This window comes from Amycolatopsis sp. NPDC059657 (assembly GCF_042734395.1).
Lineage (GTDB): Bacteria > Actinomycetota > Actinomycetes > Mycobacteriales > Pseudonocardiaceae > Amycolatopsis.
On record NZ_JBHWEB010000021.1, the window covers coordinates 46,239 to 68,809 of the forward strand.

The 22,571-nt window shown below is 68.1% G+C and carries 25 protein-coding genes; 11 read left to right on the plus strand and 14 right to left on the minus strand.

Annotated features, from left to right (window positions below):
• Positions 1-139 precede the first annotated feature (139 nt).
• From ACFV15_RS14345 to typA, 3 genes are all read right to left on the minus strand, one after another.
• Positions 140-1,939, minus strand: coding sequence for an ABC transporter family substrate-binding protein (locus ACFV15_RS14345; protein ID WP_378350737.1), 1,800 nt, complete (start codon positions 1,937-1,939; stop codon positions 140-142).
• A 305-nt stretch (positions 1,940-2,244) separates the two neighbouring features.
• Positions 2,245-3,957 (minus strand): ABC transporter substrate-binding protein, encoded by a 1,713-nt coding sequence (locus ACFV15_RS14350; protein WP_378350849.1) that lies wholly within the window; start codon positions 3,955-3,957, stop codon positions 2,245-2,247.
• Positions 3,958-4,141: 184 nt separating this feature from the next.
• Positions 4,142-6,073: a translational GTPase TypA gene (gene typA / locus ACFV15_RS14355; protein ID WP_378350739.1), complete on the minus strand. Its 1,932-nt coding sequence runs from the start codon at positions 6,071-6,073 to the stop codon at positions 4,142-4,144.
• Positions 6,074-6,262: 189 nt separating this feature from the next.
• On the opposite strand from typA, the gene ACFV15_RS14360 reads away from it, so the two are divergent.
• Positions 6,263-6,412, plus strand: coding sequence for a hypothetical protein (locus ACFV15_RS14360; protein ID WP_176968655.1), 150 nt, complete (start codon positions 6,263-6,265; stop codon positions 6,410-6,412).
• Positions 6,413-6,460: 48 nt separating this feature from the next.
• Here the strand turns inward: ACFV15_RS14360 and ACFV15_RS14365 are convergent, their stop codons facing one another.
• The gene (locus ACFV15_RS14365) at positions 6,461-6,760 is read right to left on the minus strand and encodes a YciI family protein (protein ID WP_378350741.1); all 300 of its coding nucleotides are present in this window, start codon (positions 6,758-6,760) and stop codon (positions 6,461-6,463) included.
• Between the two features lie 306 nt (positions 6,761-7,066).
• On the opposite strand from ACFV15_RS14365, the gene trpS reads away from it, so the two are divergent.
• Positions 7,067-8,032, plus strand: a complete 966-nt coding sequence (gene trpS, locus ACFV15_RS14370; RefSeq protein ID WP_378350743.1) for a tryptophan--tRNA ligase — start codon at positions 7,067-7,069, stop codon at positions 8,030-8,032.
• 129 nt (positions 8,033-8,161) lie between these two features.
• Here trpS and ACFV15_RS14375 read toward each other — a convergent pair whose 3' ends face one another.
• From ACFV15_RS14375 to ACFV15_RS14385, 3 genes are read right to left on the minus strand one after another with little or no spacing between them, the layout of a single operon-like run.
• Positions 8,162-8,545 (minus strand): (deoxy)nucleoside triphosphate pyrophosphohydrolase, encoded by a 384-nt coding sequence (locus tag ACFV15_RS14375; protein WP_378350851.1) that lies wholly within the window; start codon positions 8,543-8,545, stop codon positions 8,162-8,164.
• Between the two features lie 16 nt (positions 8,546-8,561).
• Positions 8,562-9,821 (minus strand): sensor histidine kinase, encoded by a 1,260-nt coding sequence (locus ACFV15_RS14380; RefSeq protein ID WP_378350853.1) that lies wholly within the window; start codon positions 9,819-9,821, stop codon positions 8,562-8,564.
• 47 nt (positions 9,822-9,868) lie between these two features.
• Positions 9,869-10,588 (minus strand): response regulator transcription factor, encoded by a 720-nt coding sequence (locus ACFV15_RS14385; RefSeq protein WP_378350745.1) that lies wholly within the window; start codon positions 10,586-10,588, stop codon positions 9,869-9,871.
• A 143-nt stretch (positions 10,589-10,731) separates the two neighbouring features.
• Here ACFV15_RS14385 and ACFV15_RS14390 point away from each other — a divergent pair, with 143 nt between their 5' ends.
• The 5 genes from ACFV15_RS14390 to ACFV15_RS14410 all read left to right on the plus strand — a co-directional run bounded on the left by ACFV15_RS14390 (position 10,732) and on the right by ACFV15_RS14410 (position 14,523).
• Complete coding sequence (locus tag ACFV15_RS14390) at positions 10,732-11,808, plus strand: outer membrane lipoprotein carrier protein LolA (protein WP_378350747.1); 1,077 nt, start codon at positions 10,732-10,734, stop codon at positions 11,806-11,808.
• Positions 11,809-11,822: 14 nt separating this feature from the next.
• Positions 11,823-12,824 carry an ABC transporter ATP-binding protein gene (locus tag ACFV15_RS14395; protein WP_378350855.1) on the plus strand — a complete coding sequence of 334 codons (1,002 nt, stop codon included), beginning with the start codon at positions 11,823-11,825 and terminating at the stop codon, positions 12,822-12,824.
• Entirely contained in the window at positions 12,821-13,690 is an 870-nt protein-coding gene (locus ACFV15_RS14400; protein ID WP_378350749.1) for an ABC transporter permease, read from the plus strand. Before ACFV15_RS14395 ends, ACFV15_RS14400 begins: the two co-directional genes overlap by 4 nt.
• A 147-nt stretch (positions 13,691-13,837) precedes the next feature.
• On the plus strand, positions 13,838-14,143 hold the full coding sequence (locus ACFV15_RS14405; RefSeq protein ID WP_378350750.1) for a hypothetical protein: 306 nt from the start codon (positions 13,838-13,840) through the stop codon (positions 14,141-14,143).
• 62 nt (positions 14,144-14,205) lie between these two features.
• Positions 14,206-14,523 carry a hypothetical protein gene (locus ACFV15_RS14410; RefSeq protein ID WP_378350752.1) on the plus strand — a complete coding sequence of 106 codons (318 nt, stop codon included), beginning with the start codon at positions 14,206-14,208 and terminating at the stop codon, positions 14,521-14,523.
• On the opposite strand, the gene ACFV15_RS14415 is transcribed toward ACFV15_RS14410, so the two are convergent.
• Genes ACFV15_RS14415 through ACFV15_RS14425 form a run of 3 tightly spaced genes read right to left on the minus strand, consistent with a single transcriptional unit; the run spans position 14,510 to position 18,209 of the window.
• Positions 14,510-15,547, minus strand: a complete 1,038-nt coding sequence (locus ACFV15_RS14415; protein WP_378350755.1) for an ABC transporter ATP-binding protein — start codon at positions 15,545-15,547, stop codon at positions 14,510-14,512. The genes ACFV15_RS14410 and ACFV15_RS14415 overlap by 14 nt on opposite strands.
• Positions 15,547-17,181, minus strand: coding sequence for an ABC transporter permease (locus ACFV15_RS14420; protein WP_378350757.1), 1,635 nt, complete (start codon positions 17,179-17,181; stop codon positions 15,547-15,549). The genes ACFV15_RS14415 and ACFV15_RS14420 overlap by 1 nt, the downstream gene beginning before the upstream one ends.
• Positions 17,157-18,209, minus strand: coding sequence for a thiamine ABC transporter substrate binding subunit (locus tag ACFV15_RS14425; RefSeq protein ID WP_378350759.1), 1,053 nt, complete (start codon positions 18,207-18,209; stop codon positions 17,157-17,159). The genes ACFV15_RS14420 and ACFV15_RS14425 overlap by 25 nt, the downstream gene beginning before the upstream one ends.
• A 64-nt stretch (positions 18,210-18,273) precedes the next feature.
• On the opposite strand from ACFV15_RS14425, the gene ACFV15_RS14430 reads away from it, so the two are divergent.
• On the plus strand, positions 18,274-18,567 hold the full coding sequence (locus ACFV15_RS14430; RefSeq protein ID WP_378350763.1) for a 4a-hydroxytetrahydrobiopterin dehydratase: 294 nt from the start codon (positions 18,274-18,276) through the stop codon (positions 18,565-18,567).
• Between the two features lie 186 nt (positions 18,568-18,753).
• Here the strand turns inward: ACFV15_RS14430 and ACFV15_RS14435 are convergent, their stop codons facing one another.
• Positions 18,754-19,098 carry a winged helix-turn-helix transcriptional regulator gene (locus ACFV15_RS14435; RefSeq protein WP_378350857.1) on the minus strand — a complete coding sequence of 115 codons (345 nt, stop codon included), beginning with the start codon at positions 19,096-19,098 and terminating at the stop codon, positions 18,754-18,756.
• A gap of 118 nt (positions 19,099-19,216) precedes the next feature.
• On the opposite strand from ACFV15_RS14435, the gene ACFV15_RS14440 reads away from it, so the two are divergent.
• Together ACFV15_RS14440 and ACFV15_RS14445 are read left to right on the plus strand one after the other, a co-directional pair.
• The gene (locus tag ACFV15_RS14440; protein WP_378350765.1) at positions 19,217-19,804 is read left to right on the plus strand and encodes an NAD(P)-dependent oxidoreductase; all 588 of its coding nucleotides are present in this window, start codon (positions 19,217-19,219) and stop codon (positions 19,802-19,804) included.
• Between the two features lie 41 nt (positions 19,805-19,845).
• Positions 19,846-20,298: a group II truncated hemoglobin gene (locus ACFV15_RS14445; RefSeq protein ID WP_378350767.1), complete on the plus strand. Its 453-nt coding sequence runs from the start codon at positions 19,846-19,848 to the stop codon at positions 20,296-20,298.
• Between the two features lie 48 nt (positions 20,299-20,346).
• On the opposite strand, the gene ACFV15_RS14450 is transcribed toward ACFV15_RS14445, so the two are convergent.
• The 3 genes from ACFV15_RS14450 to ACFV15_RS14460 all read right to left on the minus strand — a co-directional run bounded on the left by ACFV15_RS14450 (position 20,347) and on the right by ACFV15_RS14460 (position 21,246).
• Entirely contained in the window at positions 20,347-20,565 is a 219-nt protein-coding gene (locus ACFV15_RS14450) for a hypothetical protein (protein WP_378350769.1), read from the minus strand.
• A 103-nt stretch (positions 20,566-20,668) separates the two neighbouring features.
• The gene (locus tag ACFV15_RS14455) at positions 20,669-21,046 is read right to left on the minus strand and encodes a type II toxin-antitoxin system death-on-curing family toxin (RefSeq protein ID WP_378350771.1); all 378 of its coding nucleotides are present in this window, start codon (positions 21,044-21,046) and stop codon (positions 20,669-20,671) included.
• Positions 21,043-21,246: a CopG family transcriptional regulator gene (locus tag ACFV15_RS14460; RefSeq protein ID WP_378350772.1), complete on the minus strand. Its 204-nt coding sequence runs from the start codon at positions 21,244-21,246 to the stop codon at positions 21,043-21,045. The genes ACFV15_RS14455 and ACFV15_RS14460 overlap by 4 nt, the downstream gene beginning before the upstream one ends.
• Positions 21,247-21,440: 194 nt before the next feature.
• On the opposite strand from ACFV15_RS14460, the gene ACFV15_RS14465 reads away from it, so the two are divergent.
• Entirely contained in the window at positions 21,441-22,571 is a 1,131-nt protein-coding gene (locus tag ACFV15_RS14465) for a hypothetical protein (protein WP_378350774.1), read from the plus strand.

The following is a 22,571-nucleotide window of genomic DNA, read 5'->3' on the forward strand; positions in this document are numbered from 1 at the left end:
CCGCCGCCTCGCCCGGTTGTCACCTTTGGGGGGGTCGACCCACGGACAACCCCTACTCCCGGCGGGGTCCGTAGCCAGGCTCGTGGCCTGGCTCCGGACCCGCCAGATATCGGTCAATCGGTAGGAATGGGCATCATGACTACTTGTTGGTCTTCGCCCATTCGCCGACGTTCCACATCGCACCGAAGTACGACTGCATCCAGACCCGGTCGATACCGCGGAATGCCCACATCGACGGCACCGCGAACAGCGGCAGCGACGCGTGCTGGTCGGCGATCGCCTTGTCGGCGTCCTGGTACGCCTTGGTCGCCGCCGACTCATCGGTCGCCGAGACGGCGCGCTGCAGCGCCTCGTCGATCTTCGGGTCGCTCAGGCCCTGCCAGTTCTGCTCGCCACCCTTGTCGGCGGTGATGTAGATGGTCGAGGCTTCGGCCTTGAACGGAGCGGCCGACCACGCGAACAGCGCGACGTCGTAACCACCGTCGGAGACACGGCCCTTGAGGAAGTTCGGGTCGGTCTCTTCCTTGACCTCGATACCGGCCAGCTTCGCCTGGCTCTGGATGATCTCGACGGTCTTGGTGCGGCGCGCGTTGGTGTTGTGCGTGATCGTCACCGAGAAGCGCTTGCCGTCCTTGGCGAAGATGCCGTCGGGGCCCTTGGCCCAGCCGGCGTCGGTCAGGATCTTGGCGGCCTTCTCGGCGCCCAGCCCTGCCTTGTCGCTGTACAGGTCGACGTAACCGGCCTCGTTCGGGTAGAACTGCAGGCTGCTCAGCGGCTTCGCGTCGGCCTGGACGTTCTTGACCAGCTTGTCGACGATCTCGTTGCGGTCGATGGCCGCCATGAACGCCTTGCGCGCCGACTCGTCGGCGAAGATGCGCTTGTAGTTCAGGTCGAGGTGCTCGAACGAGAGCTGCGAAGCCGAGCCGTAGACGACGCCCTGCGAGGCGAGGCCCTTGAGCTTGTCGGCGGCGGTGTTGTCCGGCTGGGTCGACGCCGCGACGTCGATTTCACCGTTCTGCAGCGCCGAAGCCATCGCGTTGCGGTCCTTGATCGCACGCACGAGGATCTTCTTCGGGCCACCCTTGGCGCCGGCCCAGGTCGGGTTCTTCTCGAGGGTGACGGTCTCCTTGGACTTGTCGACCGCGGTGATCTTGTACGGGCCGGAGGCCGGGCTCAGCTCCGGCTTGAAGTCCGCTGCCCAGCCCTTGTTCCAGAACTCGGCCACCTTGCCGATGTCGGCCGCGTCGGTCGGCTTGACCTTGGAGATGTCCGCGACACCGGTCTGCTTCTCGACGATGTGCGCCGGCATCATCCACGCGGTCGTGAAGAGACCCTTGTAGTCGAGGTAAGGCTTCTCGAACGTGGCCACGAAGGTGGTCTCGTCCTTGCACTGGGCGTCGCTGATCAGGCTGTAGCCACTGGTGGAGGCGGGGTCGAACGCGGCCTTGCCGTCCGCACCCTTCGGCTTGCCGCTCTGGGCCAGCCAAGCGAGGTAGAAGTCCTTGCAGCCCCAGGTCGCGCCGTCAGACCACTTGACGTTCGGCTTGACCTTCCAGGTCACCACCTGCGGGTTCTGCGTGACAGTCACCGAGTCCATCACGTCCTGGTTCAGCAGGACCTTGTTGTCACCGTCCAGCACGTACGGCGTGGCCAGCGTCGTGATCAGCACGAAGCTGTTGTACGACGTGTTGGCGTCCGGCGTGTTCTGGTTGTACGCGGTGAACGAGTCATCGATGGCGACCGTGACCTGGTCGCTTTCCGGAGCGTTGGCCAACTTGTAGTTGTCGCCGCTCTCGGCCTTGCCGGTTTTCATGGTGTTGACGTCGGTGCTGGCGTTCTGCCCGCTCCCGTTATCGCCGCTTCCACCACCGCTGCAGGCGCTCAGAACGAGCGCGGCTGCCGCCACCATGGACCAGGCGGAGACTGCTTTTCTCCTCATGAAGTGTGCCCTCCTAGCACTGGGCCCTCGTAGGGGAACTAGAGCCCACACCGCTCCGGATAGATGGCCGGAGCTTATGACACGCCAAGCGACACTCAATTGGCGCACTGCGGGTGCACGCTAGAAAGGAAAGACACGAACAGTCACCAGTTCCGGGGCGATCGTGACCAAAGGGTGACTTGTACTTGACCGCCAGCGGTGACACCGGAAAACACGGTGGTTACCTGCTGGAATCAAGCGACCACCCGAACGTACGGTCAGGTCACACCGACGCGCCGGAAGTATTGGTCCACCTGGCCCAACGGTTACTTCGTTCCACGCGTCCAGTTCACCGCGGAGCCGAAAGGGCCCACCATCGGAGGACCAGGCGTAACACCCGAAATACCGGCGCCGATAGCTAACGTGTCAGCGAGCTGGAACAACGGGATCACAACATTTTTACGCCACAATTCGGGCTCGATCGCGGAAAGCGCGTCGTCGATCGTCTTGCCGCCTTGCAGCGCGGCGTCGATCGTCGGCTGAAGCGACGGGTCGCACAGCCCGGCGGCGTTCGACGGGACGGCAGGCTTGCTCTTGTCGGCCTCGGCCTGACCGGGCCTGCAGCCGAAGGTGGAGGCGAGCACGGTCGCCACGTCCCCGTCGACCGGTTGCGGCACAACGGCGATGTCCACGCCGACGGCACCGGCCGCGTCCGGGGTGGCCTGCTGCCTGCCGTTCACCACCGGCATGGCCAGCTGAAGGGCGAAAAGCTCCCTTGGCGGCGGCGCGACGGCGTTGACCTCGATCCCGGCCGCGACGAGCTGATCCTTGAGGCTCTTGGCGATCAGCGCGTACGGCTCCTGCTTACCGGGCGAGGCGACGACAACGGAAAGCGCTTTGCCCGACTTGCGCCAGGTACCGGCTTCCTTGGCGTATCCGGCGGATTTGAGCAGTTCCTCCGCCTGCGCGGCGTCCGGCGTCGCGGGCGGTCCGGACGGGATGGTGGCCGCGTAGCCCGGCACCGAGGGCGCGCGCACCTGGGCGTCGGCCTGCTTGGCAGGGCCGCCCGCGATGCCGTCGGAGATGAGCTTGTTGCGGTCCAGCAGCGCGGCGACGCCGGCGCGGACCTTGTCGTCGGAGAGCGCTCCGACCGGGCGGAGCAGCACGTCGGCGACCAGCGGCCGGGCCAGCGTGGTCAGCTGGATCGTCGGGCCGAGCGAACCGAGCCTGGTGACACCGGTCGCGTCCGTCCTGACGATGGCGAACTGGTCGTTCCCGCTGGCGAGCGCGTTCGCGATGCCCTGCTGGTCGGCACGGCGCAGCACCAGCCTGTCGACGGCGGCGGGCTTCTCCCAGTAGCGGTCGTTGCGCTCCAGGATGATCTCGCCGCGCGCGATGTCGATGCCCTTGAGCGAGAACGGGCCGCCGTACGCGGGGAAACTGCTCGCGAGCGCGCCCTTCCAGCTGCCGGGAGCGTCCTTGAGCAGGTGCGCCGGCAGCAGGTCGCCGAACAGCGTCTGCCAGCCGGGGTACGGCTTCGTGAAGGTGACTTCGACGCGCTTGCCGCCCTCACGCGACAGGACGTCCTGGATGAGCCGGTAGCCGGCAGGCGCGATGACCCCGGGCTCGTCCCTCATCGCGTCACGGAGGAACGCGAAGTCCTCGGCGGCGATGGGGGCCCCGTCGGACCACGACGCGTCCGGACGGATCTCGTAGGCCACCGTGAAGGGTGCTTCGGAGATGACCTGCGCCGACTTCATGAGATTCGTGTCGAGCGTGCGCGTGCCGTCGTCCTTGGTACGGAAAACCGAGGGCAGCAGCAGCTGCGCGAGCGCGGTGGTGACCGTGGAGGTGTCGGCGAGGTTGTGCGGGTTGTAACCGCCGATCACGTCGTCGACGCCGATGACGATCTGCGAAGGGGTCTTGGTCTGCGCGACCGTTGACGGGTTCGCGGTGGACGAGACGACCGGCGGCGGAGGCGTCGACGAGCACGCGCTCATCATCAGCGCAACGAGTCCCAGTCCCGCTGCCCTGCTCATCCGCACGCCGCTTACCTCCTGCAAATCGGGTTTGAGCCGCCATGCTGTCACGGCAGGGCTCCGCGTACACCCGAGATTCCCATATTGCCGGTGAACACCTGTTAAGGCGTATGGGAAAGGGCTCGTGAGTGGTATGGCCGGTTAGAACCGGCAATACCACTCACGAGCCCTGACCTGGGGTTTATCAGTCCTTGTCGCGGTTCTTGTTGCGGTTGCGCTCCTTGGCGCGCTGGTTGACGTCCAGCGTGACCTTGCGGATACGGACCACATCCGGCGCGACCTCGACGCATTCGTCGACCGAGCAGAACTCCAGCGCCTCTTCCAGGCCCATCTTGCGCGGGCGGGCCAGCGTCTCCATCACGTCGGCGGAAGACTGACGCATGTTCGTCAGCTTCTTCTCCTTGGTGATGTTGATGTCGAGGTCCTCGGCACGCGGGTTCTCGCCCACGACCATGCCTTCGTAGACCTCGGCGCCCGGCTCGACGAAGAAGGTGCCGCGGTCGGCGAGCTGGATCATCGCGTACGAGGTGATCGGGCCGGAACGGTCGGCGACCAGCGAGCCGCTGTGGCGGGTGCGGATCTCGCCGGCCCACGGGAAGTAGCCCTCGAACACGTGGTTCGCGATGCCGGTGCCGCGGGTCTCGGTGAGGAAGTCGGTGCGGAAGCCGATCAGGCCACGCGCCGGGAGCACGTAGTCGAGCTTGATGCGGCCGGAGCCGTGCCCGCCCATGTGCTCCATGCGGCCCTTGCGCGCCGCCAGCAGCTGGGTGATGCCGCCGAGGTGCTCCTCGGGGGCGTCGATCGACAGGCGCTCGAACGGCTCGTGGACCTTGCCGTTGACGATCCGGGTGACCACCTGCGGCTTGCCGACGGTCAGCTCGAAGCCCTCGCGGCGCATCTGCTCGACGAGGATCGCCAGCGCCAGCTCGCCACGGCCCTGGACCTCCCAGGTGTCGGGGCGCTCGGTCGGCAGCACCTTGATGCTGACGTTACCGATGAGCTCCTGGTCGAGACGGGCCTTCACCAGGCGCGCGGTGACCTTGTCGCCACCGGAGCGGCCTGCCAGCGGCGAGGTGTTGACGCCGATGGTCATCGAGATGGCGGGCTCGTCGACGGTGATCCGGGGCAGCGCCTCGGGGTTCTCGATGTCGGCGAGGGTGTCGCCGATGGTGATGTCGGGGATACCGGCGATCGCGACGAGCTCACCGGCGCTGGCCTCGGTCGCCGGGACGCGGGTGAGCGCCTCGGTGACCAGCAGCTCGGAGATGCGGACCTTCTGCGTGGTGCCGTCCTCGCGCATCCACGCGACGTCCTGGCCCTTGCGGAGGTTGCCGGAGAAGATGCGGATCAGCGCGATACGGCCGAGGAAGTTGGACGCGTCGAGGTTGGTGACCAGCGCGCGCAGCGGGCCTTCCTTGTCGGCGAAGGGCTCGGGCACGTGGCGCAGGATGACGTCGAAGAGCACGTCGAGGTTCTCGGCGTCGGGGATGTCACCGTCGGCGGGCTGCTCCATGCTCGCCTTGCCCGCGCGGGCGGAGGCGTAGACGACCGGCAGGTCGAGGATCGCGTCGTGGTCGGCGTTCTCGATGTCGCTGGCCAGATCGAGCAGCAGGTCGTGGGTCTCCTCGACGACCTCGGAGATCCGGGCGTCCGGCCGGTCGGTCTTGTTGACCAGCAGGATGACCGGCAGGCCGGCCTCGAGGGTCTTGCGCAGCACGAAGCGCGTCTGCGGGAGCGGGCCCTCGCTGGCGTCGACGAGCAGCACGACACCGTCGACCATGGCGAGACCACGCTCGACCTCGCCGCCGAAGTCGGCGTGACCGGGGGTGTCGATGACGTTGATGGTCACCGCGCCGTTCTCGGTCTCGCGGTGGATCGAGGTGTTCTTCGCGAGGATGGTGATGCCTTTTTCGCGCTCCAGTTCCCCGGAGTCCATCACGCGGTCGACGACCTCGGCCCGCTCGGCGAAGGCGCCGGACTGGCGAAGCATGGCGTCGACCAAGGTGGTCTTGCCGTGGTCGACGTGTGCGACGATGGCGACGTTGCGCAGGTCGGGCCGGGTCTTACCGGACGTCGACTTGCCGGTTTCGACCGCGAAGGCGCTGGCTGCGGGCACGCGTGGGCTCCTGAGACTCATTTAAGTGCGGGTGTGGGTGGCCGCGTCACCCGGTCACGGGCATGCAGCGGCCGACTTTGGCCACACGCGGACTACACAAGGATACCTGTTGCCCGATTGTGAGCAGGCCCACGCCCCAAGATCGGTAAGCCTCACCTAACCTGGGTCGACTGCTCAGAGAGGCGACACGTGGGTAAAAAGACCCCGCAGGACATCGTGCGGAAGTGGATGAAGGCCGGCAAGGTCAAGAAGAAGTGCTGCCGGTCGAAGTCGCGCTGCAAGAAGTGCCCGGTGCTCGCGCTGAAGAAGGCCAAGACGAAGCTGGCCGCCGCCGCTTGACGTTTCGTTTCCGGCCGCGGGGCCGCCAAGTGTCCCCGCGGCACACCCCTAGCTCGCGAGCGCCTCGTTGATGATCCGCAGTTCCGGTGCGGTCTTCGTCGGTGAAAACTCGATCACTTCGTACTTCGCCAGGTGCTGCAGCGAGAACGGATCCGTCGCCAGCAGCGCGTCCAGCTTTCCTCGCAGCATCGGCCTGGTGATGATCACCCCGCCAATCCGGGGGTTCCGCCTGCCGGAGGCGAGGAAATGGCCGTGCTCATACTGTTTGGCCAGCCATTCGACATGGTCTGGGAGCACGTAGTCGATCTCTTCGATGGGGGCTGTGTAGTTGAGCAATACGACGAACATCCTCTGACGGTAACCCCGATTTACGCGGTCGGCACACGGTCACCGGCGTGTCGATACGGTTTATTGACGCCGGGTGCCCGGAATGAGTGAAGTGATCGATTTTCCGTTGCGGCGCTTGACTTTCCCATTACTGACACGTGGGGGGGCTTGCCAGCACCGCTAGGATGAAGATCATGCGCACCGTGAGTACCCAGTGGTGGCCGTCGCCAGGCGGCCATTCGACTGTGCGCTGAAACAGACCACAGGCCGCCCGATCGGGCGGCCTTTTTCGTGTCCCCGCTCGGGCAACACCGAGAGGAAACGACCATGACCCGACTGTCCGGTGTCACCCCTTCAGGCCACATCACCCTGGGCAACTACCTGGGTGCCATCAAGCGCTGGGCAGCCGAGGGCACCGAGCACGATCTGTACTTCATGTCGGATCTCCATGCGATGACGACGAGCCATAATCCAGGCAGGCTCCGATCTCTGGCTACAGAGGGACTCGCCGTGCTCATCTCGTCCGGGATCTCGCCGGAGCGGCTGTTCGTGCAGTCCGATATCGCCCGCGAGCTGGGCGCGCTGACCTGGATCCTCGAGTGCACCTGCAGCTACGGCGAGGCCGCGCGGATGATCCAGTTCAAGGAGAAGGCGAAAGGCCAGGCCGGTGTCCGGCTCAGCCTGCTGACGTACCCGACGCTGATGGCGGCGGACATCCTGCTCCAGGGCGCCTCGGAGGTCCCGGTCGGTGAGGACCAGCGCCAGCACGTCGAACTCGCGCGGACCTTGGCGCGCCGGTTCAACACCACCTACGGCGAGGTCTTCACCATGCCGCAGGCGGTGCTCCCACCGGCGGCGGCACGCGTCCGCGACCTGAGCGACCCGACCCGCAAGATGTCGAAGTCCGCCCAGGACACGGCGGGCGTGGTCTCGGTACTCGACGAGCCCGACCTGATCGGCCGCAAGATCCGCCGCGCGGTCACCGACGGCGGCTCGGAGGTCGTCTACTCGCCCGAGGACCGCCCCGGCCTGGCGAACCTGCTGGAGATACTGGCGGGCTGCACCGGCGGCTCCCCCTCGGATCTCGCCGCGGAGCACACCACCTACGGCTCACTCAAGGACGCGACGGCCGAGGCGGTGATCGAGACCCTGCGTCCACTGCGCGAGGCGACGAACGCCCTGCTCCAAGACCCGGCCGAGCTCGACCGGGTCCGCAAAGCGGGCGCGGCCAGGGCCTCGGAGCGCGGCGACCACCGCCTGACCAGCGCACTCCGCCTGGTCGGCGCCGGCTGAACCCTGGGAAAAAAATCCCAATGCGGCATTCGTCAGGTTTCAGCCTCCCAATGCGGCATTCGTCAGGTTTCAGCACGCCAATGTGGCTTTCGTCAGCTCGGAGCTGACGAAAGCCACATTGGGATTTTTTTAGCTGGGCCGGGCAAGGAGGAGGCGCAGGTCGGGGAGGAGTTCCCGGTCGGCGGGGAGCCAGTCGACGTCGGTGAGGTCGTCGGGGGTGAGCCAGCGCAGGGCCTTGTGCTCGACGGCGCGAGGCTCGCCGCTCAGGAGCGAGGCCGCGTAGATGCGCAGGACCTTGCCGCCCGGCAAAGCGACGTCCGGGCCGACGCGGCCGCCGACGATGATGTCGACGTCCAGCTCCTCCTGGCATTCGCGGTACAGGGCGACGCCTTCGGTTTCGCCAGGCTCGACGCGGCCGCCCGGGAGTTCCCATTGGCCCGCGTGGTCCGCCGGCCAGGCGCGTTGCTGGGCGAGCAGGGCGCCATCACGGACCACGGCGGCACCGACGATCACAGTCACGGCGCGCAGCTTAACGACCGGCCCGCCAGGTCACCTGGAAGCGGGCGCCGCCCTCGGGTGACTCGCCGGCCTGGACCTGACCGCCGCGGCGGCGGACGGCTTCCGCGACCATCGCCAGGCCGAGGCCGGTGCCGCCCGAGGCGCGCGCCCGGTCGCCCGAGACCCGGTAGAACCGGTCGAAGACGCGTTCACGGTGCTCGGGCGGGATGCCGGGGCCGTCGTCGTCGACCACCAGCCGGACGGTCGACGGCCTGGCCAGCACCGACACCACGATCTGGCCTTCGGCGTACCGGCACGCGTTGCGGAGCAGGTTGTTGAGCACCAGCTCGACCTCGGCGTGCGTCGCCCACGCCCACACCTGGCCGGTCACACCGCTCAGGCGCGCGTCCGGTGAGCCCTGCGGCAGCCTGTTCAGCGCGGCGCGGGCCTCGGACACCAGCTCGACCGGCTCGGCGGGCGGCAGCTCGCCCGCGTCGGATCTGGCCAGCGAGAGCAGGCCGTCGAGCAGCGCGGACAGTCGCTCGGCCTCGGTGAGTATGTCCGCCAGCGTCTCCTGCGACAGCTCGGGATCCGGGTTGGCCACGGCGACCTCGGCCTGCACCCGGATCGACGCGACCGGCGAGCGCAGCTCGTGCGCGGCGTCGCCGGTGAACCGCCGCAGCCGGTCGTTGGCCTCTTCCTGACGCGACAGCAGCGCGTTGAACTCGGCGGCCAGCGCACGCAGCTCGTCATGCGCCTCGGGCAGCGGCAGCCGCTCGCCGGACGGCAGCGCGTGCAATGTCCGGCCCATCCGCGCGACCGGGCGCAGTGCCGACCTGACCACCAGCCAGGTGGTCAACGTCGCGACGAGCGCGCCGAGCAAAGCCGTCATGAGCAGCCAGAACGAGCCGCTGCGCACGGCGGAGGTGAACCCGACCCTGCCCGCGTAGGCGGCCACCAGCCGCTGCGAGCCGTCGGGCGCGCTCACCACCGCGCCACGCCAGCGCGCGCCATCGGTCTCGACGCGGTCGCCCGCCTTCAGGTCGTGCACGACGTGCGCGGACAGCCCCGGCGACGACTGGCCGTCGACCGGGTCGCCGACCGTGTCGAGCACGCGCACGGTCACGCCGGGCGGCGCCTGCGGCCGCTGGCCCGCGCTCACCGCGGTCGACGCCGAAGCGACCGCGGCGGCCAGCTCGTTGTCGACCGACTCCGTCAGCAGCGGGCCGAGCCCCTTGCCCGCGAGCAGTGACAAGCCCAGCAGGCAGGCGAACGTGATGGCGGCCGCCATCGACGCGATCCGGAACCGCAGTGACCTGCGCCACCACCACGTGCGGATCAACCCGGGCTCATCACTTCGTCCAATTGCGCATCGGAAGCAAGATAGCCGTGCCCCCTGACAGTCCGCAGCAGGGAACCGGCGCCGACCGCGTCCAGCTTGCGCCGCACATACCCGACGTAGACCTCGACGACGTTGCGCGTCGCCGCCTGCTCGTCACCCCACACCGCGCGCAGCAGCTCGTCCTTGGTCACCACGGTCCCCGCGCGCCCGACGAGCACCTCCAGCAGCGCGAACTCACGCGGGCTCAGCGCGACCGGCTCGTCGTTCCACCGCACCTCGCGGGTCGCCCTGTCGACGACCAGCGCGCCGATGCGCAGTGGCCCGCGCGCGCCGTCGGAGGTCGCGCGGCGCAGCACCGCGCGGATCTGCGCGACCAGCACGACGAACGAGAACGGCTTCACCACGTACCCGTCGGCGCCGAGGTCGAGGCCGTCCGCCTGGTCGATCTCGCCGTCCTTGGCCGACACCAGCAGCACCGGCGTCCGCACGCCGCCCGCGCGCAGATGCTGGAGTATCCGGTACCCGGACAGGCCCGGCAGCATGATGTCGAGCAGCAGCACGTCGAACGAGCCGGTCTGCGCGAGCCGCAGCCCGCTCGGCCCGTCCGCGGCGGTGACCACGTCCATGCCCTCCGCGCGCAGCCCGCGCTGCAGCGCCTTGCGCACGCCCAACTCGTCGTCGACGACCAGCACCCGAGGTTTCACATTTCTCAGCATGCACGGTTCTCGCTGCTCACGCGCGTCCTCTCAGCGCCATCTCAGTTCACAGCGCTGAGACTGAGCGGTATCTCAGCCTCGGGAGGGAAGCGTCGTGGCAGGGAGGCGAGCACACTGGAGCTCGTCAGACACAGGGAGAAACGATGAAACCGAAGACGAAGGCACTCACGGCCGCGGTCGTGGGCACCGCACTGGGGGCCGCGGGACTGGCCTTCATCGCGATGCCCGCCAGCGCGGGTGACGCGCCTGTCCTTCCGGCGGTCAGCGCCGACGACCTCGTGCAGTCCGTGCTGACGGCGAAGCAGCCCGCGTTCGACGGCACCGTCAAGGTCTCGGACAACCTCGGCCTGCCGATGCTCAACGCGATCCCGGGCGCCAGCTCGCTCAAGTTCGACGAGGCGCGGCTGTTCAACAGCGGCACCGGCAGCACGAAGCTGTCCATCAAGCAGGGCAACACCGAAGAGACCACGATCAACGACGGCAAGACCGTCTGGCACTACAGCTCGAAGACCAACACCGCCAGCAAGACGGTGTACCCGGTGGAGCCCGGCAAGGTCGAGGACAAGGCGAGCAGCGACCCGACGGCGGTGACCGCCGAACTGCTCGGCAAGGTGCGCGAGAGCAGCATCGTCAACGTCGACGGCACCGCCAGGGTGGCCGACCGCCCGGCGTACGAGCTGGTGCTGACCCCGAAGCCGACGGAAAAGACGCTGCTGCGCGAGATCCGCGTCGCCGTCGACTCCGAGACGCGGCTCCCGCTGCGGGTTTCGGTGCTCTCCAACGGTTCGAGTGAGCCGGCGCTGCAGATCGCGTTCAGCGACATCGAGTTCACCGCGCAGCCCGCGGAGCTGTTCCAGTTCACCCCGCCGAAGGACGCGAAGGTGACCGACGAGCAGCCCAAGCTCGACGACAAGACCTTGGCTCAGGCCGAAAAGGCGAGCAAGGACTTCAAGGTCGTCGGTGACGGCTGGGACACCGCGTTCACCGGCAAGTTCTCGGCAGACCTGCTCAAGCCGCAGCAGCTCAAGCCGTCCAAGGACGGCAAGACCGCCGACCCGAAGGCGCTGCTGTCGAAGCTCGGCAAGCCGGTCAGCGGCACCTGGGGTTCCGGCGTGCTGATCAGCACCAAGGTCGGCACGGCGCTGATCACCGACGACGGCCGCTTCGCCGCGGGCGCGGTGCCGGAGCAGGTCCTGTACGAAGCGCTGGCCGCCAAGTGACCAGTGGCACGACGATGAGCGGTGCGGGCGTTTCGCGAGAGGCGCCCGCCCCGTCGGTCCCGCTGGCCGCGCGGACCAGGGGGTTGCGCAAGGTCTACCGGGGCACGGTCGCGGTGGACCAGGTCGATCTGGAGGTGCCGGAAGGCGCCGTGCTCGGCATGCTCGGCCCCAACGGCTCGGGCAAGACGACCACCATCCGGATGCTGCTCGGCCTGGTCCGCCCGACCGAAGGCGAGGTCGAACTGCTCGGCCACGCCATGCCGGACGGCGCGGGCCAGGCGCTGCCGGACGTCGGCGCGCTCGTCGAGGGGCCGGGCTTCCACCCGTTCCTGTCCGGGCGCGAGAACCTGATGCGGATGGCCGCCGCCGAACCACGGCTGACCTCGGCGGGCATCCCCGGCGCTGTCGAGCACGCGATCGAACGCGTCGGCCTCGCCGGCGCCGCGCATCGCCGGTATCGCGGCTATTCGCTCGGCATGAAGCAGCGTCTCGGGCTCGCGAGCGCGCTGCTGGTGCCGCGCAAGATGATCGTGCTCGACGAGCCGACCAACGGCCTGGATCCCGCCGGCACCAGGGAAATCCGGCGGATCATCGGCGAGCTGCACGCCGAGGGCGTGACGGTGCTGGTCTCGTCGCACCTGCTGGCCGAGGTCGAGGCGACCTGCACGCACGTCGCGGTGCTGCACGACGGCACCGTGGTCGCCCAAGGTGAGCTCGCGGAGCTGCTGGAGTCCGGCAGCCCGTCGCTCGTGGTGTCCACTCCGGACGCCGACAAGGCCGTGGAAGCGTTGCGGGAACACAGGATCACCACCAGGCTCAGCCCCGAAGGCATCCGAGCGGACCTGACGTCCACGACCGCGCCCGAGGTGCTCTCGATCCTGATCCGCGCGGAAGTCGCGGTATACGAGGCGAAACGCGCGCGCACCGGCTTGGAGGATCTCTTCGCCAGGCTCACCCAGCACGACCCCGCCACCCCCGACGGCCTGCCCGTCATCGACGAAGGAGTGACGTCATGACGTCCGCCGTCGCTCCCGCGCGCGCGGGACACGACACGGTCCCGCTGACCAGGCTGCTGCGCGCCGAGCTCCGCTGGATCTTCCGGCGCCCGCGCACGCTGCTGGTGCTCGGCATGCTGGCGGCGATCCCGGTGGTCATCGGCGTCGCGCTCACGTTGGTCGATCCCGGCGCCGGTGGCGCCGGCCCCGATGACAGCGCGGGCCCGCTGCTCACGGCCGCGGTCGGCAACGCCTACGTGCTGCCGATCGCCGCGCTGACCATGACGCTGGCGTTGCTGCTGCCGCTGGCTTCGGCGATGGCGGGCGCGGACGCGATCGCGGGTGAGGCCGCGCACGGCACACTGCGCGGCTGGCTGCTCGCGCCGGTCAGCCGGGGACGGCTGCTGGGGGTCAAGGCGTTCGGCGTCGCGACGGTCTCGCTGGTCGCGGTGCTCTCGATGGCCACGACCGCCACGATCACCGGCCTGGTCATCAACGGCACCGACTCGCTGTTCACCATCTCCGGCTCCACGCTCTCGCTGCCCGAGGCGCTGGGCCGGGTGCTGATCGCGGTCGCCTGGGTGACCTTGCAGCTGTGGGCGGTCGGCGCGGTGGCGCTGGCGATCTCGGCGTGGACGGAACACCCGATGCTGGTGGTCGTCGCCGTGCTCGCCGGTGACGTGGTGTTCACCATCCTGACCTTCCTGTCCGCGGTGAAGTGGCTGCACCCGTTCCTGCTCACGCAGAACTGGTCCAGCGCGCTCACCGAGACGCTGCAGGACCCGATGCCGAGCGGCCAGCTCGCCGAGGGCGCGCTGCGAGCGGCCTGCTACATCGTCATCGCGCTGTCGCTGGCGTACTCCCGGCTCACCACCAGGGATGGCTGAACCGCCACTAGATCATCAGGGGTCGTGCGCCGTAAGGTCGGCGCACGGCCCCTTTGTTCGTTTTGCCTACTAATGCGACAGCGGCGTGACAGCAGAAAACGCTAACTTCCGAATTGGGGGTACTACCGAATACTGGGAGGAAACAGCATGTCCATCATGGCGAAGGCACTCATCGGCGCCGCCGGTCTCGGCCTGCTCATCGCACCCATGGCTTCCGCGAGCATCGAAGCCAAAGGCACGTTCGTCTACGGCGAGACCGTGTATCCCGACCCGGACAACGGGAAATGCCTCGGCCTGTTCAGCAGCAGCTCCACCCTGGTGGACAACGGCACGGACGCCACCGCACATGTGTTCACCGGTCGCAATTGCACCGGAACCGTCACCACGATCCCGCCACACGGTCATGGCAATTTCCCGCAGCAGAAGCTCTTGTCGGTCTATTTCAGCTTCTGACGACCCAGCCTCAGCAGGCATTTTAAAGCCAGCCTGAAATGAATACGGGGAGCAAATAACTCATGTCACCGCGCAAGTTCACCTCAGTGCTCGCCGGCGCCGCCGGTCTCGGCCTGCTCATCGCGCCCATGGCGCACGCGAGCACCGACGCGACCGGAACGTTCCGGTACGACGGGCAGACGATCACCAACCCGATCGACGGCCACTGCTACAAGCTGACCTCGGGGACCTCGGGCATCCACCGGATCAGTAACGCCACCGACAAGATCGCGGCGCTCTCCTCCGGGCCGAGCTGCCTCGGCCCGCGCATCGCCCAGGTGACACCGGGCACGGGAGAGATCGCCACTCAGCAGGCGTACGGCTCGGTCATCTTCCGCTAGTCCGAACGGGTCTCCCTGGTCCGATCACCGCGATCCCGTCCGGGTCGAGGGCCAGGGAGACCCGGTCTCCCACCTTGACGTCCGCGGTCACCGGCGCGACAGCGTCGACGGTCGACTCACCGATCACCACGACCAGCCGCACATGCTCGCGCCGGTGCACGACGGCGGTCACGTCACCGTGGATTCCCTGGTCCGCCAAGCGAAGCGCGTTCGGCCGCAAGCCGAGTGCGAGCTCGCCGTCGTGCACGCCGGGCATGGTCGTCTCGCCGAACGCGCAGCGGACCACGCCGTCTGCCGCGGTGCCGTCGGCGATCGTGGTGACGCCGAGGAACCGCGCGACCGTCTCGTCGGCCGGCCGGCTCCACACCTGGCGGACCGCGCCTTCCTGCCGGATCTCACCGCGGTCGAGCACCGCGACCCGGTCGGCGAGGGTGAACGCCTCCTCCTGGTCGTGCGTCACCAGCAGCGCGGTGATCTTGTTGCGGCGCAACAGATCCGCGACATCGATGGCCAGCTGCTCGCGCAGCCCGGCGTCCAGCCCGGAGAGCGGCTCGTCGAGCATCAGCAGCCGGGGTTCCGGCGCGAGCGCGCGGGCGAGCGCGACGCGTTGCGCCTCGCCGCCGGACAGCTCGGTGACCCGGCGCCGCTCGTAGCCTTCGAGGCCGACCAGCTTCAGCAGTTTCGCGATCCTGGCGGCGTGCTCGGCCTTGGGCACCTGGTGCATGCGCAGCCCGAACGCGAGGTTCCCCGCGACATCGCGATGCGGGAACAGCTGCCCGTCCTGGAACACCAGCCCGAAGCCGCGCCGGTGCACCGGCACCCCGCCGAGGTCCTCGCCGTCCCAGCGGACACTGCCCTCGACCTGCGGTTCCAGCCCGGTGATCGCGCGCAGCAGCGTCGACTTCCCCGACCCGGAAGGGCCCAGCAGCGCGAGCACCTCGCCGTCGGCGATCTCCAGTTTCGCGTCGCGCACGGCGGCGAACGTTCCATAGTGGACGGTCAGGCCCTCGACCTCAAGCGCCATCAGAACTCCCCTACGGCCGTGTGCCCGCGCACGGCGCCGAGCCGGTCGATCGCCGCCACCGCCAAGGCTGTCACGATCATGAGCAGCGCGCACGCGGCGTAGGCCATCTGGTTGTTGAGCACACCCGGCCTGCCGATGAGCGTGGCGACCGCGACCGGCAGCGTCGGCGACTCGGGGCGCGCAAGGAAGCTGGTCGCGCCGAACTCGCCGAGCGCGACGACATAGCCGAAACCGGCGGCGGCGACCAAAGACCGCAAGGTCAGCGGCAGGTCGACCTCGCGCCACACCCGCAACGGGCTCGCGCCGAGCGTGGCGGCGGCCTGGCGCAGCCGTTCGTCGACCGAGCGCAGCACCGGCAGCACCATCCGCACGATCAGCGGGATGATCACCAGCGCCTGCGCGAGCGGCACCAGCAGCGGCGACGTCCGCAGGTCGCCGGGCAGCATGTCCAGCGTCACCAGATAGCCGAAGCCGACCGTCACGGCCGAGACCCCGAGCGGGAGCATCAGCGCGGCGTCCATCGCCTCGCCCATCCCCCGCGCGACCCGGCCAGGCGTGCGGCGCAGTGAAACGAGCACCACCGAGGCGAGCACGCCGATGATCATCGCGAGCATGGTCGCGTCCGAAGCCGTGCGCAGTGAGTTCGACGCCGCCTGCCAGCCGGTGACCTGCAGCGCGCCCTGCGCGCCGCGCCCGGCCAGCCCGGTGTACCCGGCGAAACTCCAGCCGTCCACAGTGGACACCGAGCGGACGAGCAGCGCGATGATCGGCGCGAGCAGGAAGCCGAGCACGACCAGCGCCGCCACGACCACCCACCATTCACCGCCGACCGGCCGTCGCGCGGTGTCAGTACCGGACCTGAGTTTGAGCGCGGTCTCGCGGCGTTTGCGTGCCAGCGCGCCGGCAATCAGCGCGGCGAGCACGGCCGCGAACTGCACCAGTGACAACGCGGCGGCGCCCGAGAGGTCGAGCAGGTTGACCGTGCGGAGGTAGATTTCGGTTTCCAGCGTCCGGTACTTCGCGCCGCCCAGTATCAGCACGACGCCGAAACTGGTGGCACAGAACAAGAACACCACGGCGGCGGCGGACGCGATCGCGGGCGCGAGCGTCGGCAGCGTCACCGACCGGAAGGCGCGCCACGGCGAAGCGCCCAGCGCGCGGCCGGCGTCGGCGGCGCGGGAGTCGAGGTGTGACCACAGCCCGGCGACGGTCCTGGCGACCACGGCGACATTGAAAAAGGCGTTGGCCAGCACGATCGACACGAGCCCGCCGTCCGGCCACAGCGCCTTGAACGCGAGCCCGACGACGACCGTCGGCAGCACGAACGGCACCAGTACCAGCACGCGGACCAGCGCCAGCCCCGGCAGCCGGATGCGGGAAAGCAGGAACGCGACGGGCAGGCCCGCGACCACGGCGAGCACCGTGGACGCGGCCGCCTGCGCGAGGGTGAAACCGGCCAGTTTCCAGGTTTCCCCGGACGCGATGGCCGTCGCGACGCCGCCGCCGGAGAAGCCGCGCCCGATGATCGCGAGCACCGGCCAAGCGAAGAAGACCACCAGGAAACCGACCGGCACCAGCGCGATCAGCGCCAGCCCTGTCGTACGGCGAGTCAGCCCTCGAGCAGCGAGCGCCACTGGCCGATCCACTTTTCGCGGCCCGCCTGCACCTGATCGGGCGTCAGCGACGCCGCCTTGTCCGGCAGCGGCGCGACCTGCGCCCAGCCGGGCGGCAGCTCGACGCCCTGCCGCGAGGGGTAGACGTACATCTTCCCGGCCACGGTCACCTGGAACTGCTGCGTCAGCAGGAAGTCGACGACCTTGCGCGCCTTGTCGACCTGCTTGCCGCCCGCGAGCACGCCCGCGTACTCGACCTGGCGGTAGCAGGTGTCGAGCAGCGCCTTGGTGCGCGACTTGCCGTCCTGGCCGATCTCGGCGGCGGGCGACGACGCGTAGGAGACGACGATCGGGCGCGGTCCCTTGCCCGAGGAGCCGGAGAACTGCTGGGTGTACGCCTCTTCCCAGCCACTGACCGACTTCACGCCGTTTTCCTTGAGCCTGGCCCAGTAGTCCGGCCACGCCGTCTCGCCGTACTTCGCGATCGTGGCGAACAGGAACGCCAGGCCCGGCGACGAGGTGGCCGGGTTCTCGACGACCAGCAGGTCCTTGTACTTCGGGTCGGCCAAGTCCTCAAAGGACGCGGGCGGGGTGAGCCCCTTGCCCGCGAAATACCCGGTGTCGACGTTCACGCAGACGTCACCGAGGTCCACCGCGGACAGCCGGTGCTCCTGGTCGACGGCGTAGCGCTGCGGCCCGCGGTCGGCTTCGGGGCTGGTGTAGGGCTCGAAGACGCCTTCGCTGAGCGCGCGCGACGCGAACGTCGAGTCGACGCCGTAAGCGACATCGCCGATCGGGTTCGCCTTGGTCAGCACGAGCTTGTTGGTCAGCGCGCCGGCGTCGCCCGACTTCTGGACCACGATCTTGATCCCGGACTGCTTCTCGAACGCGTCGAGCACCTCCTGCGGCGCGTCGAACGAGTCGTGCGTGACGAGGGTGACGGTGGTCGGCCCCTGTGCGTCGTTCGACGAGCCGCCGACCAGCGTGCAGCCACCGAGGGCACTCGCCAGGCAGACGGCGGCCGCGGCCCGCACGGCACTGCTTTTCATTTCCCCTCCAGCGAATTCCCGTGGCAGGGGTGCAGCGTAGCTGGCGCTGTCCCACCATGGAGTCATGGCGGAACTATTGAGTGACTCAGAGGTCGACCAAGCACTCGCGAAGTTGCCCGAATGGCGGCGTGACGGCGACTCGATCGGGCGAAAAGCACAGCTGGCCAGCTTCCCGAAGGCCATCGAGGTGGTCGACCGGGTCGCCGACCTCGCCGAGGCGGCCGACCACCATCCGGACATCGACATCCGCTGGCGGACGTTGATCTTCCGGCTCAGCACCCACTCCGAGGGCGGCCTGACCGAGAAGGACTTCCTGCTCGCGGGCCAGATCGAGGAGCTGCTCGCGACGCACGGGTGATTTCGGGCACAGGTGCTAACAAAAGAGGTGATCAAGGCGCTGTGTACTGCGGAATCTCCCCGCGGTTAAAGGACCTGTCATGCACGTGCTCTCCCCTGCCCAGCGCACCTGGGTCACCCTCATCGCGACCGTGATCACCCTGCTCGCGCTCGTCGCGCTGGGCTTCGCGGCCTGAGCTGTCCGGCGTTATTCGGCCGCCTCGAAGGCTTCGCGGGCGGCCATCAGCTCGGGCAGATGCTTGGCCGCCCATTCCCGGCAGGCCGCGATCGGCTCGAACAGCGTGCGTCCCAGCGGCGTGAGCTCGTACTCGACGCGAGGCGGGATCTCGGGATACGCCGTGCGCGTGATCATGCCGTCACGCTCCAGCGCCCGCAGTGTCTGCGTGAGCACCTTGGGCGTGACGCCCTTGATCGGCCCCTGCAGTTCCGAGAACCGCCTGGGGCCGTGTTCCAGGCAGATGATGATCATCCCCGACCACTTGTCGCCGATCCGGAACGGCGTGACGCTCGACGGGCAGGCCGGGTCGAACATGTCAGGGTCGAGTGGCTCCAGCACTCTCCCGAGCGTAGTCAAGTATCGTTGAAGTAACCAGTATCCCGTGGATAGCGTCGTGCTCAGAAGCCATTTTCGAGCAGATGGGGTGTCCACAATGAGCAAGATCGCAATCCTCGGAGCGGGCGGCAGAGCAGGCCGTCGCCTGGTCGCCGAAGCGGCCAAGCGCGGCCACGAGGTAACCGCCTTCGTCCGCGACCCTGCCAAGCATTCGTTCGGCGTACCGGCACGCGCGGCCGACGTGACCAAACCGCTCGACCTCTCGGCCTACGACGTCGCGATCAGCACGGTCGGCGACATGACAGCGGACGCGACGGAGTTCTACACGGCCGCTTCGCGCACCCTGCTGGCCTCGGGGGTTCCTCGGGTCATCGTCGTGGGCATCTCGGTACTGCTCGACGACACGGTCCACTCACCCGAGTTCCCCGCCGAGCACAAGCCGTTCTGCCTCGGCCACCTGGCAGGCCTGGAGGTGCTGCGCGCGTCGACCGGCCCGGACTGGGTCTGGATCGCCCCGGTCGGCGACTTCGACCACGACGGCGAGCCCGTCGGCGGCTACCGGTTCGGCGGCGAACGCTACGTGCCCGACGAGCGGATCACGTACGAGGACTTCGCGCTCGCGGTCCTCGACGAGGCCGAGACACCCAAACACCATCGTCAGGTCGTCTCGGTGCTTTCCACTTAAGCGGAGCCCTACCAGCGCGTTTTCGGTGTAATCATGTAATCATGAAGACTCTGTACGAGTGGGCGGGTGGCGCCGAAGCGCTGGACCGCCTCACCGAGGTGTTCTACCGCCACGTCCACCAGGACCCCGTGCTGGCGCCGGTGTTCGCCCACGCGAGCCCAGACCACCCGCATCACGTGGCGCTCTGGCTGGGCGAGGTCTTCGGCGGTCCCGCTGTCTACACGGCCGAGCATGGCGGTTACCCCGCCATGCTCGGCCACCATCTTGGTCTCTCGATCACGCCCGAGCAGCGAGCCCGCTGGGTCGGCCTGATCTCGGAGGCCGCGGACGAGGCCGGATTGCCCTCGGACCCCGAATTCCGCTCGGCCTTCGTGGCCTACGTGGAATGGGGTTCCCGAATCGGCATGGAGAACTCGAAGCCGGGCGCGACGCCGCCGCCGAAGGCCCCGGTCCCGCGATGGGGCTGGGGCGAGGCTCCGCCCTACGAGGGCTAGTCGTGAGTGGTACGACCGGTTCTAACCGGCCGTACCACTCACGAGCCTTTAGCCATGCAGCCAGCCGAGAACATCGTCCAGCACAAAGCAAAGCGCCGAACTCAAGTCATCGGCGACATCCCCGACGACCCCATGCACGCCAAGCGAACTCCCGAGCTGGCAATAATTACTATGCTCGCACCCTCTGGGATCAGCCTGCGCGGACGCGGCGCCCACGAAAGCGAGCCCCGCGGCGAGTGCGGCGACGGTCAGCATCCTGCGGATCATGATCTCTCCCTGTGGTCCGGCGGGCGCCCTGCCCGGCCGACCAGTCGATCATGACCGTGAAAACGGTATTCATCGCCGAGTTGCCCCGGATCGGTGGTCACCCTCAGCTTTCACAAGAGCACCACCCCGCCAACAGGCGACCGGCCTCCTCGTAGGGAATCGAACCGGTGGCCATGGCGATCACCAGGTCGTAGGCATCGTCTTCGGGGGCGTCCAGGTCGAGCCCGTTCAACCCGTAGAAAACGAAAGCCGACATCCACGAAAGCCGCTTGTTGCCGTCGATCAGCGGATGATTGCGCACCACCGATTCGAGCAGCACCGCGGCTTTCTCATGAATGCCCGGATAAGCGTCCTGCCCCAGCAAAGACGATTGCGGACGATGCGCCGCCGCGTCGAGCAACCCGAGATCCCGGACCTTCGGCACGCCGAGATCAGCCGCGAGCGTCAGCAGATCATCCAGCGCGAGGTACTCGACGGTCACTGCGCCAGTCGATCGAGCAAGGAGGCATACCGCTCACGCCCATCCTGCGACAGCGCCCGAACCCGATCGTCGCGCACGGAACGCGCGGCGGCCTCGGCGATCGCCCGCACGATGGCCTCGTGCTTGCTCACCCCCTGCGCCTCGGCGAGCATCGCGAGCGCTCGCTCCTGCTCGTCGTTCAGCCTCAACGTCATCGCCATGCGGCCGATGATACCGCCGTGGTATCAAGATCAACTACGTCGACGCGCCTAGAGTCATCGAATGCTGAGCGAATGGCTCGGCGTGCGACTGTTCGGCACCCGAGTCCCGCCTTGACGGGACTCGGGCCAGCTAAAACCAGGCGTCGTGACCCATCGCAGAACTGGCCTAGGCCAATTATGTATAGTTAACCCGCATGACCATCGGTGAAATTGATTGCGCGACTACTGTTTCGCAAAGTAGCCTGTTTCGCGTGTCACGAAACACCGCTTTCCGCGAAACAGGGCTGCTTGAAAGGGCGGCGAACCGCCTGCGAGCCACGCTTCCGAGCACCTGGACGGCGGAGCTCGCCGGCGCACGAGCGCCCTTCGACGCCACACTGACGATCAGCAGCGGTTCGAGCGCCGCCACCTTCACCGTCGAAGCCAAGGCGAGCCTTCAGTCGTCCGCCCAGGTCATCGGCCAGCTTCGGCACCTCGCCGAAAGCAGCCCCCACCCGCTGCTGTTCGTCACCGAGTACATCAACAGCCCTCTTCGCAGGGAATGTGAAGCGAACGGGTTCGGCTATCTCGACACCACGGGCTGGACGTATATCGTCAGCGAGGAGCCACCTGTTCTCGTACGCTTGGCAGGGGCCGGCAAACCACCGAATCCTCGCGGTAACGCACCCACCGCGCGCCTCAACGGTCCAGCGGCAGGTAGGACGATCCGCTGCCTCCTCGAACTGACGCCGCCCATCGGCATCCGGCAGTTGGCAGAACGCGCGTCAAGCAGTCCGGCGGCCGTGTCGAAATTGATGCCCGCACTTGTCGAAGCGGGCGCCGTCGACCGTTCGGCCGAGGGCACCGTCATTCAGATACGGCGTCGCGCGCTTTTGGACCGATGGACCGCGGATTACACTTTTTTGAACTCCAATGGCCCGGTCTTCGACTATGTGGCACCGCGCGGCCTACCGTGGCTGATGAACCGGATTCGTGATCGTGACGACCTTTGCGTGACCGGTTCCGCGGCCGCGCGTGAGTATCTTCCGCCCACCACCACCTCCGTTGTCCCACTCACCCTTTTCACGATGTACGCCAAGGACATCGCAGGCATAGCGGAGAGCTTGGGTCTCGTGCGCACCAGCCGCGAAACCAGCAATGTCATCATCGCGGCGCTGCGGGACCCCTTGCTGCTGCGCGAACCCGCGATATCCGAAAAGGGTTTCCCGATCGCCCCCCTTGGCCAGGTGCTGGCAGACCTGCTCTCCCTCCCAGGGCGAATGGCCCAGGAAGCCGAGCAGCTCATCGACACCTTGGCCGTACAAGATCCGGCTTGGAGAGATTAG

Coding starts and splice junctions, on each gene's coding strand:
- ACFV15_RS14345 (WP_378350737.1), bottom strand. CDS start 1,939: ATGAGGAGAAAAGCAGTCTCCGCCTGGTCCATGGTGGCGGCAGCCGCG.
- ACFV15_RS14350 (WP_378350849.1), bottom strand. CDS start 3,957: ATGAGCAGGGCAGCGGGACTGGGACTCGTTGCGCTGATGATGAGCGCG.
- ACFV15_RS14365 (WP_378350741.1), bottom strand. CDS start 6,760: ATGTTCGTCGTATTGCTCAACTACACAGCCCCCATCGAAGAGATCGAC.
- trpS (WP_378350743.1), top strand. CDS start 7,067: ATGACCCGACTGTCCGGTGTCACCCCTTCAGGCCACATCACCCTGGGC.
- ACFV15_RS14380 (WP_378350853.1), bottom strand. CDS start 9,821: ATGGCGGCCGCCATCACGTTCGCCTGCCTGCTGGGCTTGTCACTGCTC.
- ACFV15_RS14385 (WP_378350745.1), bottom strand. CDS start 10,588: ATGCTGAGAAATGTGAAACCTCGGGTGCTGGTCGTCGACGACGAGTTG.
- ACFV15_RS14390 (WP_378350747.1), top strand. CDS start 10,732: ATGAAACCGAAGACGAAGGCACTCACGGCCGCGGTCGTGGGCACCGCA.
- ACFV15_RS14395 (WP_378350855.1), top strand. CDS start 11,823: ATGAGCGGTGCGGGCGTTTCGCGAGAGGCGCCCGCCCCGTCGGTCCCG.
- ACFV15_RS14400 (WP_378350749.1), top strand. CDS start 12,821: ATGACGTCCGCCGTCGCTCCCGCGCGCGCGGGACACGACACGGTCCCG.
- ACFV15_RS14405 (WP_378350750.1), top strand. CDS start 13,838: ATGTCCATCATGGCGAAGGCACTCATCGGCGCCGCCGGTCTCGGCCTG.
- ACFV15_RS14410 (WP_378350752.1), top strand. CDS start 14,206: ATGTCACCGCGCAAGTTCACCTCAGTGCTCGCCGGCGCCGCCGGTCTC.
- ACFV15_RS14415 (WP_378350755.1), bottom strand. CDS start 15,547: ATGGCGCTTGAGGTCGAGGGCCTGACCGTCCACTATGGAACGTTCGCC.
- ACFV15_RS14425 (WP_378350759.1), bottom strand. CDS start 18,209: ATGAAAAGCAGTGCCGTGCGGGCCGCGGCCGCCGTCTGCCTGGCGAGT.
- ACFV15_RS14430 (WP_378350763.1), top strand. CDS start 18,274: ATGGCGGAACTATTGAGTGACTCAGAGGTCGACCAAGCACTCGCGAAG.
- ACFV15_RS14435 (WP_378350857.1), bottom strand. CDS start 19,098: ATGTTCGACCCGGCCTGCCCGTCGAGCGTCACGCCGTTCCGGATCGGC.
- ACFV15_RS14440 (WP_378350765.1), top strand. CDS start 19,217: ATGAGCAAGATCGCAATCCTCGGAGCGGGCGGCAGAGCAGGCCGTCGC.
- ACFV15_RS14445 (WP_378350767.1), top strand. CDS start 19,846: ATGAAGACTCTGTACGAGTGGGCGGGTGGCGCCGAAGCGCTGGACCGC.
- ACFV15_RS14450 (WP_378350769.1), bottom strand. CDS start 20,565: ATGATCCGCAGGATGCTGACCGTCGCCGCACTCGCCGCGGGGCTCGCT.
- ACFV15_RS14460 (WP_378350772.1), bottom strand. CDS start 21,246: ATGGCGATGACGTTGAGGCTGAACGACGAGCAGGAGCGAGCGCTCGCG.
- ACFV15_RS14465 (WP_378350774.1), top strand. CDS start 21,441: ATGACCATCGGTGAAATTGATTGCGCGACTACTGTTTCGCAAAGTAGC.